This window comes from Methylobacterium sp. PvP105 (assembly GCF_017876975.1).
In the GTDB taxonomy this organism is placed as follows: domain Bacteria; phylum Pseudomonadota; class Alphaproteobacteria; order Rhizobiales; family Beijerinckiaceae; genus Methylobacterium; species Methylobacterium radiotolerans.
This window is the reverse complement of the sequence record NZ_JAGIPA010000001.1, coordinates 1,403,400-1,425,478: the sequence shown is the minus strand read 5'-3', so window position 1 is coordinate 1,425,478 and position 22,079 is coordinate 1,403,400. Positions and strand designations below refer to the sequence as shown.

Here is a 22,079-nt window from a genome sequence, read left to right as displayed (position 1 = left end):
CGTCATCGCTCCGCAGCGCGGTGACGGCCGGGGACAGATAAGCCGGCGCCGCGATCCCAATCGGGCCGCGGCGGGGCCATAAAATCCGCCAGATCGGACGGCTTAAGAGAGCCCACGACGGTCCCTGAACGGCGGCGCATCCGCGCCCGGCGACGGCGGTCCGTTGCAGGGGATTGCCGGATGACCATCGACGAGGCGCGCGACGATTTCTCCCGCCTGCACCGCAGCTTCACCTTCCATCTCGGCGTCGCCGTGGGCCTGTCCTGGCTGACCGCCCTCTACGCCGCCTTCTACGCTCCGTGGGTGCGCAACATCCGGGCCCTGATCGATCCGACCGGCGGCTTCGACCGCGTCGAGAGCACGGTGTCCTACCTGTTCGCCATGCCCGCCGTCCTCGCCCTCGCCTGGGTCTCGGTCTATTTCGGCCGCGAGGCCCTGCGCCGCGCGCAGACGCTCTCGAACGTCGCCGTCGAGTTTGCCGCCGCCGCCGTGGTGGCCTTCGGTGTGTTCTACCTCTCGATCGACCGGGCGGTCGCGGCGCTCCACGCCGGATTCTGAGGCGGGACGGGGCGGTTCGCGCCGCCCCGACGGCCGACTTACTGGATCTTCTCGAATAGCGGCTCGAACCGCTTGGCGGCCAGCTTGTTCTGCGGCACCGCCTTGGCCGCCTCCAGATTGTCGGGTCTGTCGCCGACCTGGACGAGGCCGACCATCCCCATGATGTAGTGCGGCGAGCACTTGATGCCGTAGAGGCCGGGCTTCTCGAAGGCCACGGTCTCCTCCTTGCCGACCACCGTCTTGAACGGCGCCGCGCCGTCGGGCGCCATGCCCTTGATCAGTTCGGCATTGTGGCCCTTGTCGGTCGGCACGAACCGGACCGTGTCGCCGGGCTGGATTTTCACGAAGGCCGGGTCGAAGACCATCATCCCGCCCGGGCCGCTGTTCAGGGTCTTGATGGCAACTTCCGAAGCGTTCGCGCTCACGATCGTGCCGATCAGAAGCATCGCGGACAAGGGGGTTCGGCTGATCATCTTCTATCTCGAATAATTACGATATCGATCGGCGGGATGGCCGGTCGGCCGAGTCCTACGTTCGGCTCCGAAGTGCGCCAAGAACTTCGTGCAATCGTGCGCGCGTTTATAAATACTCCACTTCGACGGACTGCCGGCGCCTCCATGCGCCGGGCGCGCGTCCAATCTGCGCGGTCGTCCCGGCCTTCCAATGCGCCCGTGGCCCGTGTAAACGCGGGGCTCAACGACATTCCCGCCACGCGCGTCCGGGAGCAGGGCCTCAGTCGAGCCGTGCCCGATCGGGCGCGCTTGGCCTGAGAAGGCCCACGATGCCCAAACGCACCGACATCTCCTCGATCCTGATCATCGGTGCGGGTCCGATCATCATCGGACAGGCCTGCGAGTTCGATTATTCCGGCACGCAGGCGTGCAAGGCGCTCCGCGAGGAGGGCTACCGCATCGTCCTGGTGAACTCGAATCCCGCGACCATCATGACCGACCCGGACATGGCGGACGCGACCTACGTCGAGCCGATCACGCCGGAGATCGTCGCCAAGATCATCGAGAAGGAGCGCCCCGACGCGATCCTGCCCACGATGGGCGGCCAGACGGCGCTCAACTGCGCCCTGTCGCTGCAGAAGATGGGCGTGCTCGCCAAGTACGGCGTGCAGATGATCGGCGCCACCGCCGAGGCCATCGACAAGGCGGAGGACCGGAGCCTGTTCCGCGACGCCATGACCAAGATCGGGCTCGACACCCCGAAATCGGCGCTCGCCAACGCCTCGGCCGCGAAGAAGGCCGACCGCCAGGCCTACCTGGCCGAGATCGCCCGGATCGAGGCGGCCAACACCGATCCGGCGGCGCGCCAGGCGGCGCTGGCGGCCTACGAGAAGAGCTGGGCGGCGGGCGAGACCGAGCGGCGCAAACGTTACGGCGAGCACGCCCTCGGGCAGGCGCTGATCGCGCTGGCCGAGGTCGGCCTGCCGGCCATCATCCGGCCGTCCTTCACCATGGGCGGCACCGGCGGCGGCATCGCGTACAACCGCGAGGAGTTCCTCGACATCGTCGAGCGCGGCATCGACGCGTCTCCGACCAACGAGGTGCTGATCGAGGAGAGCGTGCTCGGCTGGAAAGAGTACGAGATGGAGGTCGTCCGGGACCGGAACGACAACTGCATCATCGTCTGCTCCATCGAGAACATCGACCCGATGGGCGTGCACACGGGTGATTCGATCACCGTCGCACCCGCGCTGACGCTCACCGACAAGGAGTACCAAGTGATGCGCGACGCGTCGCTGGCAGTGCTCCGCGAGATCGGCGTCGAGACCGGCGGCTCGAACGTGCAGTTCGCGATCAACCCCGAGAACGGGCGCATGATCGTGATCGAGATGAACCCGCGCGTGTCGCGCTCCTCGGCGCTCGCCTCGAAGGCCACCGGCTTCCCGATCGCCAAGGTCGCGGCCAAGCTCGCGGTCGGCTACACCCTCGACGAGATCGCCAACGACATCACCGGCGGCGCGACCCCGGCCTCGTTCGAGCCGACGATCGACTATGTCGTCACCAAGATCCCGCGCTTCGCCTTCGAGAAGTTCCCGGGCGCCGAGCCGACGCTGACCACCGCCATGAAGTCGGTGGGCGAGGCCATGGCGATCGGCCGCTGCTTCGCCGAATCGCTGCAGAAGGCCCTCCGCTCGCTGGAGACCGGCCTGACCGGCCTCGACGACATCGAGATCGAGGGGCTGGGCAAGGGCGACGACCACAACGCCATCAAGGCGGCCATCGGCACGCCGACCCCGGACCGGCTGCTCAAGGTCGCGCAGGCGCTGCGGCTCGGCGTCAGCCATGAGCAGGTCTACGCCTCCTGCAAGATCGACCCGTGGTTCCTGGAGCAGCTCCAGGCGATCATCGACCTGGAGAACCGCGTGAAGGCCCACGGCCTGCCGAAGACGGCCGGCGCCTTCCGCCAGCTCAAGGCCGCCGGCTTCTCGGATGCCCGCCTCGCGGTGCTGGCCAAGATCGACGAGGCCGCCGTCCGCGCGGCCCGGCGCGCCCTGGCGGTGCGCCCGGTCTACAAGCGGATCGACACCTGCGCGGCCGAGTTCAAGTCGCCCACCGCCTACATGTACTCGACCTACGTGGCGCCGTTCGCGGGCGCGGTGGTGGACGAGGCGCAGCCCTCGGACCGCAAGAAGGTCGTGATCCTCGGCGGCGGCCCGAACCGGATCGGTCAGGGTATCGAGTTCGACTATTGCTGCTGCCACGCCTGCTTCGCGCTGTCGGACGCGGGCTACGAGACCATCATGGTCAACTGCAACCCGGAGACGGTCTCGACCGATTACGACACCTCGGACCGGCTCTACTTCGAGCCGCTGACCGCCGAGGACGTGCTGGAGATCATCGAGACCGAGCGGCAGGCCGGCACTCTGCACGGGGTGATCGTGCAGTTCGGCGGCCAGACTCCGCTGAAGCTCGCCCGCGCCCTGGAATCCGCCGGCGTGCCGATCCTCGGCACCTCGCCCGACGCCATCGACCTCGCCGAGGACCGCGACCAGTTCAAGCGGCTCCTCGACAAGCTCGCGATGAAGCAGCCGAAGAACGGCATCGCCTACTCGGTGGAGCAGAGCCGGCTGGTCGCCGCGGATCTCGGCCTGCCCTTCGTGGTCCGCCCGAGCTACGTGCTAGGCGGCCGCGCGATGGCGATCATCCGCGACGAGACGCAGTTCGCCGACTACCTCCTCGACACGCTGCCGAGCCTGATCCCCTCCGAGGTGAAGGCCCGCTACCCGAACGACAAGACCGGCCAGATCAACACGGTGCTGGGCAAGAACCCGCTCCTGTTCGACCGCTACCTGTCGGACGCGGTCGAGGTCGACGTCGACGCGGTCTGCGACGGCAAGGACGTGTTCATCGCCGGCATCATGGAGCACATCGAGGAGGCCGGCATCCATTCGGGTGATTCGGCCTGCTCCCTGCCGCCGCGCTCGCTCTCGACCGAGATCATGGACGAGCTGGAGCGGCAGACGAAGGCCATGGCGCTGGCGCTCAACGTCGTCGGCCTGATGAACGTGCAGTACGCCATCAAGGACGGCACCATCTACGTGCTGGAGGTGAACCCCCGCGCCTCGCGCACGGTGCCGTTCGTCGCCAAGGTCATCGGCGAGCCGATCGCCAAGATCGCCGCCCGGATCATGGCGGGCGAGCCGCTCGCGACCTTCGGCCTGCGGCCGAAGACCCTGCCGCACATCGCCGTGAAGGAGGCGGTCTTCCCCTTCGCCCGCTTCCCCGGCGTCGACGTGCTGCTCGGACCGGAGATGCGCAGCACCGGCGAGGTGATCGGGCTCGACGCGAGCTTCGGCGTGGCCTTCGCCAAGAGCCAGCTCGGCTCGGGCACGCAGGTGCCGAAGGCCGGCGCCGTGTTCGTCTCGGTGCGGGATGCCGACAAGGCGCGCATCCTGCCGACCATGAAGCTCCTGTCGGACCTCGGCTTCACCATCCTGGCGACCGGCGGCACGCAGCGCTATCTGGTGGAGAACGGCGTGCCGGCGGAGCGGATCAACAAGGTTCTCGAGGGTCGGCCGCACGTGGTCGACGCGATCAAGAACGGCGGGATCCACCTCGTCCTGAACACGACCGAGGGGGCCGGCGCCCTGTCGGACTCGCGCTCGCTCCGGCGCGCGGCCCTCTTGCATAAGGTGCCGTATTACACCACTCTAGCCGGCGCGATGGCCGCGGCCGAGGGGATCAAGGCCTATCTAGAAGGCGATCTCAAGGTCCGCGCGTTGCAGGAATACTTCGCGGCCTGAACCTCAGGGTTCCGCTGACTTCATTTCATGGCCCGGGGAGAGTGCTTCACTCTCGGCCGGGCCTCTTCATTGTGGCGCGAGACGATGGCGATAGACAAGGTTCCGATCACCGTGCGCGGGCTGGCAGCCCTCGAAGAGGAGCTGAAGCACCGCCAGCAGGTGGAGCGCCAGCGCATCATCCAGGCGATCGCGGAAGCCCGCGCGCTCGGCGACCTGTCGGAGAACGCCGAGTACCACGCCGCCAAGGAGGCGCAGTCCCACAACGAGGGCCGCGTCCTCGAGCTCGAGAGCATGATCGCGCGGGCCGAAGTGATCGACGTCACGAAGCTCTCGGGCGACAGGATCAAGTTCGGCGCCACCGTGAAGCTCGTCGACGAGGACACGGAGGAGGAGAAGACCTACCAGATCGTGGGCGAGCCGGAGGCCGACGTGCGCTCGGGCCGCGTCTCGATCACCTCGCCGATCGCCCGCGCGCTGATCGGCAAGGGCGTCGGCGACACGGTCGAGGTCACGACCCCCGGTGGCGGCAAGTCCTACGAGGTCGTCGCCGTCCAGTACGGCGGCTGAGCCGATGCGCCCGCGTTCCTGGGGCCGGCTCGCCGGCCTGATCCTCGGTGCCGTCGCGGGATCCGCGGCGGCGAGCGACTTCCCGCCGACTCCGGTCTTCTCCGACGTCCGGGTCGACGTGCGGCCGCTCCTCGACAAGGGCGCGGGGCTGCAGGCCGAGGCGCTGGCCGGCGACCTGACCGACGCCCTGCGGAAGAACTTCGCCGGACGGATCGGCGGACGGGGGCCGCGCCTCGTCGTGGTCGTGACGAGCCTGTCGCTGCGGCCCTATGCCGGCAGCGGTGCCCTGCGCGGCTACGGCGGCAATTTCCAGACCGACTATATGGAGGGCGAGGCGCTGCTCGTCGGGCCCAAGGGGCAGGTGCTCGGGCGCTACCCGCAGATGACCGCGACGCCGTCGAGCTACGGCGGGGCGTGGTACGATCCGCAATTCGAGCAGCGCCGGCTCGCCGCCATCGCCGACATCTACGCCCAGTGGCTCGCCCGCGACCTGCCGCGGGACTAGAAGACGGCCGCCGGCCCCGGCCGGCGGCGTGGGGCGTATCCGGTGAGGAGCATGGCAAGCATCGACGTGTCGGAGGCGCAGACCGCGCCGGTCAGCAGTCCGGATCCGCGGCGTGCGCGCCTGCCCGAACTCGCCCGCGCCCGCGCCTGGATCGTCACGGACGGCAAGGCCGGCGACGAGAACCAGTGCGTCGGCATCGCCGAGACCCTGGGCCTCGACTTCGAGATCCGGCAGGTGCCGGCTTCCGGGCCGTTCGGCTGGATGGCGCCCTGGGGACCGATCGACCCGCGCGAGGGGCCGCGCCGCCGCGCCGGCGCCCTGTCGGGTCCCTATCCCGACATCCTGATCGCCTCCGGGCGTCGGTCGGTCCCGTACCTGCGGACGGTGCGGCGCGCGACCGGCGGCCGGACGTTCACGGCCTTCCTGAAAGATCCGCGGACCGGCGCGGACAGCGCCGACTTCATCTGGGTGCCGGATTACGACGACCTGCGCGGCCCCAACGTGTTCACGACGCTGACGGCGCCGCACCTCGTCACGGCGGCGCGCCTGGCCGCGGCCCGGGCCCGGCCGGATCCCCGGCTCGCGCGCCTCGACGGCCCCCGCGTGGCGGTGCTGGTCGGCGGCGACAGCCGTCACCTGAGCTATCGCAAGACCGACATGATCCGCCTCGTGGAGGATCTGCGCGGACTGGCCGAGCAGGGCTGCCGGCTGATGGTGACGATCTCCCGCCGGACCCCGAACCCGCTGCGCGAGGCCGTCAAGGCGCTCGCCGCCGAGACCGGCGGGTTCCTCTGGGACGGCAGCGGCGACAACCCCTACGTGGCCATGCTGGCGCTCGCCGAGGCGATCGTCGTGACCTCCGACTCGGCCAACATGGTCAGCGAGGCGGTGGCCACCGGCGCGCCGGTCCTGCTGTTCGATCTGCCCCGTACCTATATCCGGCACCGTCGCATGTTCGCCGGGTTGGCGATCGCCGGAGCGCTGCGGCCGTTCACCGGTCAGTTGGCAGATCTGACGTACAAGCCGATCGACGCGACGCCGGTGATCGCCCAGGCGCTCGCCGACGCCTATGCCGCGCGCCGCGCGGCCGGACCGGCCTGAGGAGACCGAGACAGATGGCCCACACCCACGCCAAGCTCGTGATCATCGGCTCGGGACCCGCCGGCTACACGGCGGCGATCTACGCGGCCCGCGCCATGGTCGAGCCGCTGCTGATCTCCGGCTTCCAGCCGGGCGGCCAGCTCATGATCACCACGGACGTCGAGAATTACCCGGGTTTCGCCGAGGCGATCCAGGGCCCGTGGCTGATGGAGCAGATGCGACTCCAGGCCGAGCATGTCGGCACTCGGATCGTCTCGGAATACATCACGAAGGTCGACCTGAAGCAGCGGCCCTTCCGCCTCGAGGCCGATTCGGGCGAGACCTACTCGTGCGACGCCCTCGTCATCGCCACCGGCGCCCAGGCCAAGTGGCTCGGCATCCCCTCCGAGGCGGCATTCCAGGGCGGCGGCGTCTCGGCCTGCGCGACCTGCGACGGGTTCTTCTTCCGCGGCAAGGAGGTCGTGGTGGTCGGCGGCGGCAACACCGCGGTCGAGGAGGCCCTGTACCTCGCCAACATCGCCAGCAAGGTCACGGTGGTCCATCGCCGCGACAGCTTCCGCGCCGAGCGGATCCTGCAGGAGCGCCTGTTCAAGCACCCGAACGTCGAGGTGCTCTGGCACCGCGAGATCGCCGAGATCTGCGGAGTGCAGAAGCCGGCGCCGAACGTGACCCACGTCCGTCTCAAGGATCCGCGCTCGGGCGAGATCAGCGAGGCGAAGGCCGACGGCGTGTTCGTGGCGATCGGTCACCAGCCGGCCACCGCGATCTTCGAGGGGCAGCTGCCCATGCGCCACGGCGGCTACCTCACCGTGAAGCCGGGGACGACCGAGACCGAGATCCCGGGCGTCTTCGCCGCGGGCGACGTCACGGACGACGTCTACCGCCAGGCGATCACCGCCGCCGGCATGGGCTGCATGGCGGCGCTCGAGGCCGAGAAGTTCCTGGCCAACCTCGACATCGGCGAGAGTCCCGTCCAGGCCGCCGCGGCGGAATGACGGCTGCGCCGGTCTCCGCGCCCCCCGCGCGGAGCCGCCGCGCCTAGCATTTCAACAAGTTCGCGCTGCTCGCGCTTGCGCAGCACCATGCACCGTGTGCATAGGAGTGCTGACTGCGCCGGGATGCACGGATTGCATGCCCGCGCGGTGCCGCGAGCGGCCATCCGCGCGCGGCACCGCGCAGTTCGCCCGGTGATCTGCCCGCCGCTTCGCGCCCACTCCACCCCGGGCGCGTCCCGCGGGCGCGCGCTGGTAGGGGTTCTCGCCTTGGACTGGGACAAGATCCGGATCTTCCTCAACGTCGCGGAGGCGGGGAGCTTCACCAAGGCGGGTGACGATATCGGGCTCAGCCAATCGGCGGTGAGCCGCCAGATCAGCGCCCTGGAGCGCGAGCTGAAGGCGCCGCTGTTCCACCGCCATGCCCGCGGCCTGCTGCTGACCGAGCAGGGCGACCTGCTGTTCCGCGCCGCGCGAGATATGAAGCTGCGCCTGGAGAATACCCGGGCCCGGCTCGTGGAGACCTCCGAGCGGCCGACCGGCGATCTCAAGGTGACCACCACGGTCGGCCTCGGCACGTCCTGGCTGTCGCAGCGTGTGGGCGAGTTCCTCGACCTCTACCCGGACGTGCGCATCGAGCTGATCCTGACCAACGAGGAGCTCGATCTGGCCATGCGCGAGGCCGACGTGGCGATCCGCATGCGGCGCCCGGCGCAGCCGGACCTGATCCAGCGGCGGCTGTTCACCGTGCACTACCACGCCTTCGCGAGCCCGGATTACGTCAAGCGCTTCGGCGAGCCCAAGACCATCGAGGAGCTCGACGACCACCGCCTCGTCTCCTTCGGCGGCAACGAGCCCTCGTACCTGCTGGCCGCCCACTGGCTCGCCGATGCCGGCCGCGAGGGTCGCGAGCGTCGCCAGGTTCACCTGACGGTGAACAATATCGGCGCCCTGCAACGCGCGATGGAGGCCGGCGCCGGCATCGGCATCCTGCCCGACTACGCGGTGGATGGCGGGCAGCAACTCGTGCAGGTGTTGCGCGAGACCGAGATGCCGAGCCTCGAGAGTTACCTCGTCTACGCCGAGGAGATGCGCTCGGTCGCCCGCGTGCAGGCGTTCCGCGACTTCCTCGTCTCGAAGGCGCAGCGCTGGACCTACTGAGCATCCGATGGTTGACTCCGCCTCCTCACGGAGACGATTCGATGCGCGCTGCTCTCTACGCTCTGATCCTCGTCGCGGGACCAACCGGCGTGATGGCGGATGACTGCGCGGAAGCTTGGTACCAGCGCAACCTGATCTACAAGCAGGCGGGCTACTGCTTCAGCACGCCGCGGGCGATCCGAACCTTCGGCAACGCCGATTGCCGGTACGACGCCATGGATCGCGTGCCGCTCTCGCGGCAGGAGCAGGCGACCGTGGCGGATCTGCAGGCCTTCGAACGGGCCCACGCCTGCCCGCGCTAGTCCGCGGGCCGTCGAGGGGGACGGCTGGGCGGCGTCGGGGCCGCGTTGTCGAAACGGGAGCCGCCCCGGCGCCGACGCGGCTCCACCGGGTCCGCCTCAGACGAACAGGCGCTCGCCTTCGAGGCCCTTGTAGAGGCCGGCGACCTGCTCGCCGTAGCCGTTGTAGATCAGCGTCGGCACCCGCTGGTCGGTGCCGAGGACGCGCTCCGTCGCCTGGCTCCAGCGCGGGTGCGGCACGGCCGGGTTCACGTTGGCCCAGAAGCCGTACTCGGAGGCCTGCAGCCCCTCCCAGAAGGTCTTCGGCCGATCGGCGGTGAACGAGATCTTCACCAACGACTTGGCCGATTTGAACCCGTATTTCCACGGCACCGCGAGGCGGATCGGTGCGCCGAACTGGTTGGGCAGCGGCTTGCCGTAGATTCCCGTCACCATGAAGGCGAGGTCGTTGCCGGCCTCCGCCAGAGTCAGGCCTTCCGTGTAGGGCCAGGGATAGAAGAAGGCCCGCTGGCCGGGCGCCATCGCCTTGTCCAGGAAGGTCTCGAAGCGGATGTACTTCGCGCCGGAGGTGGGCTTGGCGAGCGCCACGAGCTTCGCCAGCGGGAAGCCGGTCCACGGCACCGCCATCGACCACGCCTCGACGCAGCGGTGGCGGTAGAGCCGCTCCTCCAGGCCGACCTTCCGGATCAGGTCGTCCACGCCGATCTCGAACGGTTTCTCCACGAGGCCGTCGATCTTCAGCGTCCAGGGCTGGGTCTTGAGGGCGTTGGCCGCCGGCAGCACGGTCTTCGACGTGCCGAACTCGTAGAAATTGTTGTAGTCGGCGCTGAAGCGCTCCGGGGTCAGCGGGCGATCGAGCGTGTAGGCGGGGTTCTGCGGCGCCGGGTAGAGCGCCTGGTCGCCCGCGGCCGCCCAGGCGGCGCGGCCGCCCAGGAGCGAGCCGGCCGCCAGACCGGCCGCGCCGCCGATCAGGGTCCGCCGATCGAGGAAGACGGCCTCCGGCGTCGCCAGATGGTCCGGTATCTCCCAGCCGCGCCTGCGCTTGATCAACATGGCCGTCTCCTCGGATCTCCTGCGCGCACAACCCACAGATCGGCCGCGGCCGACAGGGGTACAAGCGCCGCAGCCTCACCTTTCGGCGAACGGCCCGCAGGGGTTACACCGCCCGCGAGCGGCACGGGGCCGCAGGCGCCGAGCCGCCGCGCCGGCGCCTCTCAGGCCGGCGGCGTCTCGTCGCGCAGCATCCGCCGCAGCACCTTGCCGACATTGGTCTTCGGCAGGGTCTCGTGGAGCACCACGCGGCGGGGCACTTTGTAGCCGGTGAGTTGGGTGCGCGCGTGCGCCCGCAGGACATCGATGGAGACCGCCGGGTCCTTCAGGACCACGTGGGCCACCACCATCTCGCCGGTCTCCTCGCTCGGCGCGCCGACCACCGCGCATTCGAGCACGGCCGGATGAGCCGCCAGCACATCCTCGACCTCGTTCGGATAGACGTTGAAGCCGGAGACGAGGATCATGTCCTTCATCCGGTCGACGATCCGGACCTGCCCGTCCGCCTGCAGGATCGCGACGTCGCCGGTCCGGAAGAACCCGTCCGCGGTCATCGCCCGCGCGGTCTCCTCCGGCCGGTTCCAGTAGCCGCGCATCACCTGAGGGCCGCGCACGCAGATCTCGCCCGGCTGCCCGTTCGGGAGGGGGGCACCGGAGATGTCGCGGATCGAGACTTCTGTCGACGGCAGCGGGTAGCCGATCGTGCCGGAGAAGTCGCGCATGCCCCGCGGGTTGACGCACACGACCGGCGAGGTCTCGGACAGGCCGTAGCCTTCGATGATCGTGTTGCCGGTCAGGGCCTTCCAGCGCTCGGCCACGGCGCGCTGGACGGCCGTGCCGCCGCCGACCACGAAGTCGAGGTTGGCGAAATCCACCGTTCCGATCTTCGGGTGGTTGATCAGCACGTTGAACAGGGTGTTCACGCCCATCAGGTGGGTGAAGCGCGTGCGACTCAGCGTCTTGACCATGCCGTCGCAGTCGCGCGGATTGGGGATCAGCAGGCAGGAGCCGCCGCTGCGCATGAACTGGAAGAAGCACGCGGTGAGTGCGAAGATGTGGTAGAGCGGCAGGGCCGTGACCACGCAGCGCGTGACGCTCGGATCCTTCGAGTTGAACCAGAGCTGCGACTGCTCGACATTCGCCATGATGTTGCGGTGGCTCAGCATCGCCGCCTTGGCGATGCCCGTCGTGCCCCCGGTATACTGCAGGAAGGCGAGATCTTCCGGCTCCACCGCTGCCGAGACGCGCGGCAGCGACCGGCCCCGGCGGAGCACCGTGGCGAAGGGGATCGCGAGGCCCTCGGGCAGGCGGAACGCCGGCACCGCCTTGCGGACGTGCCGGCTCGCGAGGTTGATCACCTGCCCCTTGAGCCCGAGCCCGTCGCCCGGGCTCACGAGGACGACCCGCTCCAGAGCCACGTCCGGCAGGGCCGCGGCGATCGTGGCACCGAAATTCTCCAGGACGATCAGGATCCGCGCGCCGGAATCGCCGATCTGCTGGGCGCATTCGCGGGGCGTGTAGAGTGGGTTGGTGTTGACCACCGTCCCGCCTGCCAGGAGCACGCCGAAGATCGCCACCGCGTAGGCGGGGACGTTCGGCAGCATGATCGCCACGCGGTCGCCCTTCGCCAGCCCCTGTCCCCGCAGCCAAGCAGCGAGGTCGCGCGCCTGCTGGCCGAGCGTCGCGTAGGTCATGGTCGAGCCGAAGCACAGCATCGCCGGCCGGCCCGCGAAGGCGGTCACGCTGGTCTCGAACAGGTCGACCAGGGTCCCGAGGCCCGCGACGTCGATCTCCGCCGGGACGCCGGGCGGATAGGCGGCCAGCCAGGGCCGGTCGGAGGCCCCGTTGCCCGGCGCACCCGGCATCGCTCCGGCCGTGGCGGCTTGAGCGCCGTGCTCCATCACGTTCGCCTGATGCATCGCGATGCCTCCCGCGGGCCCGACTCTCGGGGGCCGAGTCCCGCAACGCCTGTCGCGCCGACTCTGCGGGAACGGAGGCCGGCCCGCAAGGCAGGCGGCTCAGAGGGCTGGACGATGCCGGAGCAATGTCGCCAGCGCGGCGTGCGGCAGAGCCGCGGCGACCAGCAGGCCGGCGGCGAGTGCGGCCTCCTCCGGCCGCATCGCGCGGCGGGGCCAGGGGCCGACACCGAGGTCGCCCGCGAGTCCGATCAGGGTCGCGCCGAACCACAGGGCCAGGAAGGCGAGCGCCCCGTACACGATCCGGCGCAGGCGCGGCCGCAGGGGCCGGTTGGCCGCGATCGCGAACAGGCCGAGGACGCCGCCGAACATCAGGGCGCCGACGGCTGTGCCGAGCCCGTAGGCCAGCCACAGGGGCTGGTGGGTGAGGAAGGCCATGCCGCCGGTCGCGAAGGCACCGCGCAGGACGAGGCCGCCGAAGGTCGGGTAGAGCCCGGCGGCGAGGAGCGCGGCCGCGCCCGCGAGGCCGAACACGACCCGGCGCGGTGCGGAGGCCGGGCCCGGGCCCGTCGCCACCCGCGCGAGGTGCCCGAGCCCGTAGACCAGCGCGAACGCGAAGAGTGGGTAGCGGCCGATGAAGTAGCCGAAGATCCAGGGCTCCAGCGCCTCCGGCACGGCATGGCGCTGGCTCAGCCCGGTCGCCGCGACGAGCGCCAGGGCGGCCAGCATGGCGAGGATCGGCCCCGCCGCCGCCAGCGGGCCGCCGGCGCGGCCCCCGGACGTCCCGGCGACCGGGCCGGCCCGGTCGAGCGCGGCGTTGGCGTGTGCGGCCATGCTGGGATCGCCCGGACAGGCGCGCGGCGTCAGGAGCGCCGCGGCCGCCTCAGCGGGCCTCGTAATGGTCGCGGATCAGCCGGTCGAGGAGGCGCACGCCCCAGCCCGCGCCCCAGCTGCGGTTGATCTCGCTGGCGTTCGACGACATCGCGACGCCGGCGATGTCGAGATGCGCCCACGGCACGTCCTCGACGTAGCGCTTGATGAACGAGGCCGCGGTGGCGGCGCCGCCGTGGCGGCCACCGGTGTTCTTCATGTCGGCGAACTTGGAATCGATCGCCTTGTCGTAGGCGGGGATCAGCGGCATCCGCCACACCTTCTCGCCGGTCGCCTCGCCGGCGGCGTGAATGTTGCCCGCCAGCGTGTCGTCGTTCGAGAACATTCCGGCGATGTCCTGACCGAGGGCCACGATGATCGCGCCGGTCAGCGTCGCGAGGTCGACGATCGCCTTGGGCTTCGTGCTGCGGATGACGTGGGTGATCACGTCGGCCAGCACCAGACGGCCCTCGGCGTCGGTGTTGATCACCTCGATGGTCTGGCCGGACATGGAGGTCAGGATGTCGGACGGGCGGTACGCGCCACCGTCCGGCATGTTCTCCACGATGCCGATGGCGCCGACCACGTTGCAGCGCGCCTTGCGGGCCGCCAGCGCGTGGAGCGCCCCGACCACGGCTGCGGCGCCGCCCATGTCGCCCTTCATGTCCTCCATGCCGCCGCCCGGCTTGATCGAGACGCCGCCGGAATCGAACACGACGCCCTTGCCGATCAGGGCCACGGGCGCCTCGGCCGCGGGGCCGCCGTTCCAGCGCATGATCACGATCCGCGGCTCCCGGGCCGAGCCCTGCGCCACCGCGAGCAGCGCGCCCATGCCGAGCTCCCGCATCCGGGCCGGCTCCAGCACCTCGATCTCGACGCCGAGCTTTGCGAGCTCCGAGGCGCGGCGGGCGAATTCCGCCGGGAAGAGCACGTTCGGCGGCTCGTTCACGAGGTCGCGGGCCAGGATCACGCCGTCCGACAGGCTCCGGGCGCCCTCGCCCTCGCGGGCGGCCGCGCCGTGATCGGCGAGCAGCAGGGTCAGCGCGGTGACGGACTTGTCGTCGGCGTCGGGCTTCTTCTTGGTCTTGTAGCGGTCGAACGCGTAGGTCCGCAGGCGCGCGCCGAGGGCGAACTCGCCGGCCTGCGCCGCCGTGACCGTCGTGCCGGGCCAGTCGAGCACGACCCGGGCGGTCCGTCCCGCCACCTTGCTCGCGGTGAAGCCGCCGAGCGCCGGCCAGTCGGTCTTGGCCCGGTCCTTCTCGGAGCCGAGACCCACGACCACGAGGCGGTCGGCACCGACGCCCGCCGGCGCCGGCAGGGACAGGGCGCTGAGCGAGCGGCCCTTGAACTTCTCCGAAGCCGCCGCGCGGGCCACGAGATCGGCCCCTGAGGCGCCCAGCGCCTCGCGGGCCGCCGACCCGAGCGACAGGTCATCGCCGACGAAGACCACGAGATCGCCGGATCCGCCGGGGCCCTGGCCGCTCTGCTCCAGGGGACCGAAACCGATCTCGATACCGTCCGCCATACCCGTCGCCCTGCCCGTTATCCCGGAGCCGTACTACGCACCCGCGCGCCACGGCGCGGGCCATCCGCCCTGTGTAGCCGCTGAGACGGAGAACGCAACGCGGCGTGACAGCCCTGGAATCGCCCCTTTTGTCGGGTCCCTGCCGCCCCGAGGGCGCGAGAGGACGAGCGGGACTGCCGGGCCGATGAGGCAGATCGAGCGCTACATCTTTCGGATCGCCCTGGGCGCCACCCTCGCCTGCCTGATCGGGCTGACGGGCACCATCTGGCTGACGCAGGCCCTGCGCGAGCTCGATCTCGTGACCGCCAAGGGCCAGACGCTGCTGGTCTTCCTCTTCGTCACGGGCCTGTCGCTGCCGACCCTCGTCGTCGTCATCGCCCCCGTGGCGCTGTTCATCGGCACGATCTACGCGCTCAACAAGTTGAACGGCGATTCCGAGTTGATCGTTATGTCGGCGGCCGGGATGCCGCCGCGCTCGCTGCTGCGGCCCTTCCTCACCCTGGCGCTGTTCGTCAGCTTCCTGGTGGGGTTCCTGGTCGTGGTGGTGATGCCCGCGAGCTTCCAGGAGCTGCGCGACGTGATCACCCGGGTGCGCGGCGACTTCATCGCGAACGTCGTCAAGGAAGGGCAGTTCACCCAGCTCGACAACGGCATCACCTTCCACTTCCGCGAGCGCGGACCGGGCGGCACGCTCAAGGGGCTGTTCATCCAGGACCGGCGCGAGGCGGGCAAGACCAAGGTCTACCTCGCCGAGCGCGGCAACGCGGTCGACGTCGACGGCCAGAGCTACCTGATCCTGGAGAACGGCAGCGTCCACCAGCAGCAGAGGGAGTCGCGCGATTCCTCGATCCTGACCTTCGAGCGCTACACAATCGACCTCGCGGCCTTCGCGCCCCCGGATTCCGACACGATCTACAAGCCGCGCGAGCGCTCGACGGCGCAGCTCCTGTTCCCCGACACGACAGAGGGCTACTACAAGCTGCAGAAGGGCCGGTTCCGGGCCGAGCTGCACGACCGCCTCTCGGCCTGCCTCTACCCGCTCGCCCTGGTCTTCATCGCCTTCGCGGCCCTGGGTGATCCCCGCACGACCCGGCAGGGGCGCGGCGTCGCCATCGCGGGCGCGATCGTCGCCGTCGTGGCGCTGCGCATCGGCGGCTTCGCGGCGGTCAGCGCCGCCGCGCGCAGCCCCGCGGCAGTCCTAGCGGTCTACAGCGTGCCGCTTGTCGCGATCCTCCTGTCGAGCCTTCTCATCTTCTACGGCCCCCGGGTGCGCGCGTTCAACGCCGCCCTGGCCCGCGCCGTTCGCGGGCGGTTCCGCGGTCCGCGCCTCGCGCCGGCGGCCTGATTCCGATGATGCTGATCGGCCCCACCCTCGGGCGGTACTTCGCCGCCCGCTTCCTCCGCACGGTGCTCGGCGTCTTCGTCACCGTGTTCGCGCTGGTCTACACCCTCGACTTCGTCGAGCTGCTCCGCCGCGCCGGCGAGGCCCAGGGCGCGTCCGCGGGCCTGATGGCGCAGCTCTCGCTCTACCGCACCCCCGCGGTGGCGGAGGGCGTGCTCCCCTTCGCGGTCCTGTTCGGCTCCATGGCGGCCCTGCTCCAGCTGTCGCGCAAGCTGGAGCTGGTGGTCGCCCGCGCGGCCGGGATCTCGGCCTGGCAGTTCCTGCAGCCCGGCCTCTTCGTGGCCCTCGCCCTCGGCGCCCTGGCGGTCGGCGTCTACAACCCGGTCTCGGCGATGCTGAAGCAGCGCTCCACCGAGATCGAGGCGAAGATCTTCGCCAAATCCACCAAGGCGAGTTCGGGCAAGGACCTGTGGATCCGGCAGAAGGGCCTCGACGGCGAGGCGATCCTCCGCGCCGAGACCGCCGTCGAAGGTACGACCACCCTGGCGGGAGTATCGGTCTTCACCTTCGACGCGGCCGGGAAGTTCGCCGAGCAGCTCGTCGCGGCCCGCGCCATGCTCCACGACGGCTACTGGGAGCTCTCCGATGTGCGCGTTCTCACACCGGACGCACCGCCCGAGTCGTTCGACACGTATCTGATCGCCTCGAACCTCGACCCCGGGCAGGTCCGGCAGCGCTTCACCCCCCCGGAATCTGTGCCTTTCTGGCAACTTCCCACAACCATCGCGCGGACCGAGCGGGCCGGTTTGGACGCCACCCGCTACCGTCTCCAGTACGACGTCCTGTGGGCGCGGCCGGTGCTGTTCGTGGCCATGGTCATCGTCGCCGCAACCGTTTCCTTACGGTTCTTCCGCTTTGGTGGGGTCGGTAAACTCGTCCTCGGTGGCGTCGCGGCCGGCTTCGCTCTCTACGTGGTCCGACAGGTCATGGAGGGGCTCGGAGCGTCCGGACTCGTCGCCGCACCGGTGGCGGCCTGGTTCCCGGCCGTGGTAGGCAGTCTTCTCGGTACGCTCACGCTTCTGTACCAGGAAGACGGCTGACTTCCGCGATCCTTCGCGGGACGGGAGACGGGTGTTGAGGTTGGTGGCGGCAGACGTCACAGGGGTTGGGACGCGCGTTGCGTAAGGTCGCCGACATCCTGCGGAAGGCTGGTTTCCGGGCCGCGCTGGCGCTCGCCGCGCCGCTGGCGGGTGGCCTGTCCGCCCATGCCCAGGGCCTGCCCGCCGTCGCGGCCGGCAAGCCCGGCGACAAGCTGCTCGTCGAGGCCGACGAGCTGATCTACGACAACGACCGCGGCACAGTGACGGCGCGGGGCAACGCCGAGCTGCATTACGGCCCGCGGACCCTGCAGGCCGACCGCGTGCGCTACGACCGGAATTCCGGCCGGGTCTTCGCTGAGGGCAATGTCCGCCTCACCGAGGCCGACGGCGGCGTCGTGACCGGCGCGCGCATGGAACTCACCGACGACTTCAAGACCGGCTTCGTCGACGCTTTCCGCGGCCAGCAGACCGTCCAGCGCAAGTTCGAGACGGTGCGCACCCGGTTCTCCGCGCCGCGGGCCGAGCGCCTGAACGGCGAGCAGACCAGCTTCGAGTCCGGCAGCTACACGGCCTGCGAGCCGTGCAAGGACAACCCTGAGACGCCGCCGCTGTGGCAGATCAAGGCGAAGAAGATCATCCACGACAACGAGACCCACACGGTCTACTTCGACGATTCGACGCTCGAGATCGCCGGCATCCCGGTGGCCTACCTGCCGTATTTCGAGGCGCCGGACCCGACGGTGAAGCGCAAGACCGGCTTCCTGACGCCGCGCTTCGTCACGACGACCGCGCTCGGCAACGGCGTGTCGCTCCCGTACTTCATCAACCTCGCGCCGAGCTACGACCTGACGCTGACGCCGACCCTGCTCAGCCGCCAGGGCCTGCTCGCGCAGGGCGAGTTCCGCCAGCGGATCGACAACGGCTTCTACAACATCCGCCTGTCGGGCATCTCGCAGACGACGCCCTCGGCCTTCCTCCCGAGCCCGCTCGGCGCCGGCGAGCGGGACTTCCGCGGCTCGGTCGAATCGCAGGGCCGGTTCTACATCAACCCGCGCTGGCGCACGGGCTGGGACCTTGTCGGCGTGACCGACAAGTGGTTCCTCGACAATTACCGGATCCGCAACCAGAACATCACCACGGACTATTTCCGCGAGGCGACCTCGACCGCCTTCCTGATCGGCCAGGGCGACCGCTCGTGGTTCGAGGCCCGGGGCTACTACTTCAAGGGCCTGTCGAGCTTCGATTGGCAGAAGCAGCAGCCGATCGTCGCGCCGGTGATCGACTACGACAAGCGGGTCAACGGCCCTTCGGAGATCGGCGGCGAGGTGCGCTTCCAGGCGAACATCACCAGCCTGACCCGCGAGACGACCCAGTACCAGGGCCTGCCGCGGACCTCGAGCTACCTGTTCTCGCCGAGCGTCAACGGCGTCAGCTTCCCGCTTTACCAGACCTGCACGGTCTTCCAGCGCGGCCTGTGCGCCATCGACGGGCTTGCCGGCACCAACACCCGCGCCTCCGCGGAGCTGTCCTGGCGCCGCAGCTTCATCGACGACTGGGGCCAGAAGTTCACGCCGTTCGCGTACCTGCGCACCGACGCGTTCTTCACCAACCCGAGCTTCTCCGGGTACCAGAACGACCTCGCGCCGCAGGTGGCGAAGATCGACGACGGCTTCGCCGGCCGGGTCATGCCGGCGATCGGCCTCGACTACCGCTACCCGTTCGTCGCCAATTTCGGCGCGCTCGGCGTCCACACCCTGGAGCCGATCGGCCAGATCATCGCGCGCCCGTCCGAGACCCGGATCGGCCGCCTGCCGAACGAGGACGCGCAGAGCCTCGTCTTCGACGACACCTCGCTGTTCGAGTGGGACAAGTTCTCGGGCTACGACCGGGTCGAGGGCGGCGTGCGCACCAACCTCGGCGGCCAGTACTCCGTCGTGACGCCGTCGGGCTGGTACGCGAACGTCCTGTTCGGCGAGTCCATCCAGCTCGCGGGCGTCAACTCGTTCCGCCGGGGCGACATCGCCAATGTCGGCCTGGATTCCGGGCTCGAGACGCAGCGGTCGGACTTCGTCGGCCGCTTCCAGGTCTCGCCGAACCAGAACATCACGTTCATCAGCCGGGCCCGGTTCAACCAGTCCGACTTCCACGTGGCGCGGTTCGAGACCGGCGCGACGGCGCGGTTCGCGCCGTTCCTGCCGCTCACCGTCTCGGCCTTCTACTCGTACTACGAGGCGCAGCCGCTGCTGGGCTACAGCCACTACCGCGAGGGCATCACCGCCACCGCGACCTACAACATCACGCCGAACTGGTTCGTGTCGGGCTCGCTGCTCGTCGACCTGACCCACTACCTCGACGTGCGCAACACCTACACGGACGCGCTGACCTCGTACCTGGCGAACCCGATCGGGACGGTGCCGATCTACCAGAACCCGGGCCGCTTCTACCTGTCGGGCGCGAGCTTCGGCGGCGGCTACCAGGATGAGTGCACCACCGTCTCGCTGAACTACATCAACTCGCCGATCGCCACCGCGACGGGCGTGCGCGAGCGCAACCAGACGGTGCTGCTGCGGGTCGAGCTGAAGACGCTGGGTGAGGCCGACCTGCGCCAGAACGTCGGCACCGCCACCACCGCGGACGGCATCGCCTCGGTGCGGTGAGGAACCGGGACCGGCGGCGCTCCGTTTCGGCGCCGCGTCCGTCGCGGTCCCATCGCGCGCCGGGCGGCGGGATCCGGCTCCGCGCACGGCCGCGCTCTGCCGAGGATGCGCCCGCGCCGCGCGGGCGCTATAGAGCGCCCATGCCGCCCCTCGCCCTCACCCTCGGAGATCCCGCCGGCATCGGTCCGGAGCTGGCGCTCAGCGCGTGGCTCGGTCGGGGCGGCGCAGATCCGCTGCCGCCCTTCTTCCTGGTGGCCGACCCGGACTTCGTCGAGCGCCTCGCTCACCGCCTCGACCGCCCCGTGCCGGTGGCGGAGGTGGATCCCGAGACCGCCGCCGAGGTGTTCCCGCGCGCGCTCCCCGTGGTGCCCCTGCCGAGCGGCGCCCGCGTCGCCGCCGAGCCGGGCGTACCCGATTCGGTGAATGCCGGCGCGACCATCGAGTCGATCACCGCGGCGGTGGAGTTCGTGAAGGCCGGGCGCGCGGGCGCGGTGGTGACCAACCCGATCGCCAAGTTCGTGCTGACCCGGACGGGCTTCGCCCATCCCGGCCACACCGAGTTCCTGGCCGCCCTCGCGGTGCCGCCCGGCGTGACGCCGCCCCGGCCGGTGATGATGATCTGGAGCGCAGACCTCTCGGTGGTGCCGGTGACGATCCACGTCCCGCTGAAGGACGTGCCGGACCTGCTCACCCAGGAGCTCGTCGAGGAGACCGCCGCGATCGTCGCCCGCGACCTGCGAGAGCGGTTCGGCCTGCCCGAGCCGCGCCTCGTCCTCGCGGGTCTGAACCCGCACGCGGGCGAGGCCGGGACGATCGGCCACGAGGACCGCGACGTCCTCGCCCCCGCGGTGGCACGGCTGCGGGCGCGGGGCATAGACATCCGCGGGCCACTCCCCGCCGACACCCTGTTCCACGCCCGCGCCCGTGAGACCTACGACGTCGCCCTCGCACCGACGCACGACCAGGCCCTCATCCCGATCAAGACGATCGCGTTCGACGACGGCGTGAACGTCACCCTCGGCCTGCCGTTCGTGCGCACCTCCCCGGACCACGGCACGGCCTTTGACATCGCCGGTAAGGGCGTCGCCCGGCCCGACAGCCTCGTGGCGGCCCTGCGCCTCGCCGACCGGCTGGCCGCCAACGCGGCGGCGCAGGACGAGGCCCCCGGCGGGGCCGAGATCATCCCGTTCAGCGTCTATGCCGGCCGGCCGCGCCCTGCGGGGGCCCGCCATTTCGATCCCGAGGACGAGCTGTGAGGGACCCAGCATGAGCGCCGGGGACGGGCTTCCGCCGCTGCGCGAGGTGGTCGCCCGCCACGGCCTGGAGCCGAAGAAGGCGCTCGGCCAGAACTTCCTCTACGACCTCAACCTGACCGGGCGGATCGCCCGGGCCGCCGGTCCCCTCGCGGGCGTGACGGTGGTGGAGGTCGGTCCGGGACCCGGCGGCCTCACGCGCGCGCTCCTCGCCGAGGGGGCCGCCCGCGTGGTGGCGATCGAGCGCGACCCGCGGGCGCTCCCGGCGCTCGCCGAGATCGCCGCCCACTATCCGGGACGCCTCGAGGTGGTCGACGCCGACGCCCTCGCCTTCGATCCGCGGCCGCTGGTGGGCGACGCCCCGGCGCGGATCGTCGCCAATCTGCCCTACAATGTCGGCACGGCCCTGCTCACCGGCTGGCTCGACGGGGAGGCCTGGCCGCCCTGGTGGGATCAGGCCGTGCTGATGTTCCAGCGGGAGGTGGCCGAGCGGATCGTCGCCGGCCCGGAGGAGCGGGCCGATTACGGCCGGCTCGGCGTCCTGTGCGGCTGGCGCACGGAGGCCGAGATCCTGTTCGACGTCAGCCCCTCGGCTTTCGTGCCGCCGCCGAAGGTCACGTCGAGCGTGGTTCGGCTGGTGCCCCGCGCCCAGCCCCTGCCGTGCCGCGCCGGCGCGCTCGAGGCCGTCACCCGCGCGGCCTTCGGCCAGCGCCGGAAGATGCTGCGCCAGAGCCTCAAGGCCTTGACCCCCGCGGCCGGCGACCTGCTGGCCGCCGCCGGCCTGTCCGAGACCGCGCGGGCCGAGGAGATCCCGGTGGCGGGCTTCGTCGATCTCGCCAATCGGTGGGACGCGCACAGAAAGGCCGGCGCCCCGGTGGGGACGCCGGCCTGAATGAGCATCGTGACTCCGGCCCGAAGGCCGGAGCGC

The 22,079-nt window shown here is 70.4% G+C and carries 18 protein-coding genes; 13 read left to right on the top strand and 5 right to left on the bottom strand.

What is annotated here, in order from left to right; translation table 11 throughout:
• Positions 1–180: 180 nt before the first annotated feature.
• Positions 181–558 carry a hypothetical protein gene (locus J3A75_RS06775; RefSeq protein ID WP_012317576.1) on the top strand — a complete coding sequence of 126 codons (378 nt, stop codon included), beginning with the start codon at positions 181–183 and terminating at the stop codon, positions 556–558.
• Positions 559–596: 38 nt separating this feature from the next.
• On the opposite strand, the gene J3A75_RS06770 is transcribed toward J3A75_RS06775, so the two are convergent.
• Positions 597–1,031, bottom strand: coding sequence for a pseudoazurin (locus J3A75_RS06770; protein ID WP_024831066.1), 435 nt, complete (start codon positions 1,029–1,031; stop codon positions 597–599).
• A gap of 308 nt (positions 1,032–1,339) precedes the next feature.
• Between J3A75_RS06770 and carB the strand changes: the two genes are divergently transcribed.
• The 7 genes from carB to J3A75_RS06735 all read left to right on the top strand — a co-directional run bounded on the left by carB (position 1,340) and on the right by J3A75_RS06735 (position 9,441).
• A complete protein-coding gene (gene carB, locus J3A75_RS06765; RefSeq protein ID WP_012317574.1) occupies positions 1,340–4,813 on the top strand; it encodes a carbamoyl-phosphate synthase large subunit in 3,474 nt (1,157 codons plus the stop codon).
• Positions 4,814–4,903: 90 nt separating this feature from the next.
• Positions 4,904–5,380, top strand: a complete 477-nt coding sequence (gene greA / locus J3A75_RS06760) for a transcription elongation factor GreA (RefSeq protein WP_170855149.1) — start codon at positions 4,904–4,906, stop codon at positions 5,378–5,380.
• A gap of 4 nt (positions 5,381–5,384) precedes the next feature.
• Positions 5,385–5,885, top strand: coding sequence for a hypothetical protein (locus J3A75_RS06755; RefSeq protein WP_012317572.1), 501 nt, complete (start codon positions 5,385–5,387; stop codon positions 5,883–5,885).
• A 51-nt stretch (positions 5,886–5,936) separates the two neighbouring features.
• On the top strand, positions 5,937–6,986 hold the full coding sequence (locus tag J3A75_RS06750) for a mitochondrial fission ELM1 family protein (RefSeq protein WP_012317571.1): 1,050 nt from the start codon (positions 5,937–5,939) through the stop codon (positions 6,984–6,986).
• A gap of 14 nt (positions 6,987–7,000) precedes the next feature.
• On the top strand, positions 7,001–7,981 hold the full coding sequence (trxB, locus tag J3A75_RS06745; protein ID WP_209649845.1) for a thioredoxin-disulfide reductase: 981 nt from the start codon (positions 7,001–7,003) through the stop codon (positions 7,979–7,981).
• 267 nt (positions 7,982–8,248) lie between these two features.
• Positions 8,249–9,139 carry a LysR family transcriptional regulator gene (locus J3A75_RS06740; RefSeq protein WP_012317569.1) on the top strand — a complete coding sequence of 297 codons (891 nt, stop codon included), beginning with the start codon at positions 8,249–8,251 and terminating at the stop codon, positions 9,137–9,139.
• Between the two features lie 41 nt (positions 9,140–9,180).
• Positions 9,181–9,441: a YARHG domain-containing protein gene (locus tag J3A75_RS06735; protein ID WP_012317568.1), complete on the top strand. Its 261-nt coding sequence runs from the start codon at positions 9,181–9,183 to the stop codon at positions 9,439–9,441.
• Positions 9,442–9,537: 96 nt separating this feature from the next.
• On the opposite strand, the gene msrP is transcribed toward J3A75_RS06735, so the two are convergent.
• The 4 genes from msrP to J3A75_RS06715 all read right to left on the bottom strand — a co-directional run bounded on the left by msrP (position 9,538) and on the right by J3A75_RS06715 (position 14,799).
• A complete protein-coding gene (msrP, locus tag J3A75_RS06730) occupies positions 9,538–10,491 on the bottom strand; it encodes a protein-methionine-sulfoxide reductase catalytic subunit MsrP (RefSeq protein ID WP_043073117.1) in 954 nt (317 codons plus the stop codon).
• Between the two features lie 161 nt (positions 10,492–10,652).
• Positions 10,653–12,407, bottom strand: a complete 1,755-nt coding sequence (locus tag J3A75_RS06725; protein ID WP_409518654.1) for an AMP-binding protein — start codon at positions 12,405–12,407, stop codon at positions 10,653–10,655.
• Positions 12,408–12,506: 99 nt separating this feature from the next.
• Positions 12,507–13,238, bottom strand: a complete 732-nt coding sequence (locus tag J3A75_RS06720) for a hypothetical protein (protein WP_209649842.1) — start codon at positions 13,236–13,238, stop codon at positions 12,507–12,509.
• 49 nt (positions 13,239–13,287) lie between these two features.
• Positions 13,288–14,799 (bottom strand): leucyl aminopeptidase, encoded by a 1,512-nt coding sequence (locus J3A75_RS06715; RefSeq protein WP_043073116.1) that lies wholly within the window; start codon positions 14,797–14,799, stop codon positions 13,288–13,290.
• Positions 14,800–14,983: 184 nt separating this feature from the next.
• Between J3A75_RS06715 and lptF the strand changes: the two genes are divergently transcribed.
• The 5 genes from lptF to rsmA all read left to right on the top strand — a co-directional run bounded on the left by lptF (position 14,984) and on the right by rsmA (position 22,043).
• Positions 14,984–16,144 (top strand): LPS export ABC transporter permease LptF, encoded by a 1,161-nt coding sequence (lptF, locus tag J3A75_RS06710; RefSeq protein ID WP_012317563.1) that lies wholly within the window; start codon positions 14,984–14,986, stop codon positions 16,142–16,144.
• An 8-nt stretch (positions 16,145–16,152) separates the two neighbouring features.
• Positions 16,153–17,241 carry an LPS export ABC transporter permease LptG gene (lptG, locus tag J3A75_RS06705; RefSeq protein ID WP_024831071.1) on the top strand — a complete coding sequence of 363 codons (1,089 nt, stop codon included), beginning with the start codon at positions 16,153–16,155 and terminating at the stop codon, positions 17,239–17,241.
• A gap of 77 nt (positions 17,242–17,318) precedes the next feature.
• On the top strand, positions 17,319–19,898 hold the full coding sequence (locus J3A75_RS06700) for an LPS-assembly protein LptD (protein ID WP_076729400.1): 2,580 nt from the start codon (positions 17,319–17,321) through the stop codon (positions 19,896–19,898).
• A 140-nt stretch (positions 19,899–20,038) separates the two neighbouring features.
• A complete protein-coding gene (gene pdxA, locus J3A75_RS06695; protein ID WP_209649840.1) occupies positions 20,039–21,154 on the top strand; it encodes a 4-hydroxythreonine-4-phosphate dehydrogenase PdxA in 1,116 nt (371 codons plus the stop codon).
• A 10-nt stretch (positions 21,155–21,164) separates the two neighbouring features.
• Positions 21,165–22,043, top strand: a complete 879-nt coding sequence (gene rsmA / locus J3A75_RS06690) for a 16S rRNA (adenine(1518)-N(6)/adenine(1519)-N(6))-dimethyltransferase RsmA (protein ID WP_012317559.1) — start codon at positions 21,165–21,167, stop codon at positions 22,041–22,043.
• The last annotated feature ends 36 nt before the right edge of the window (positions 22,044–22,079 follow it).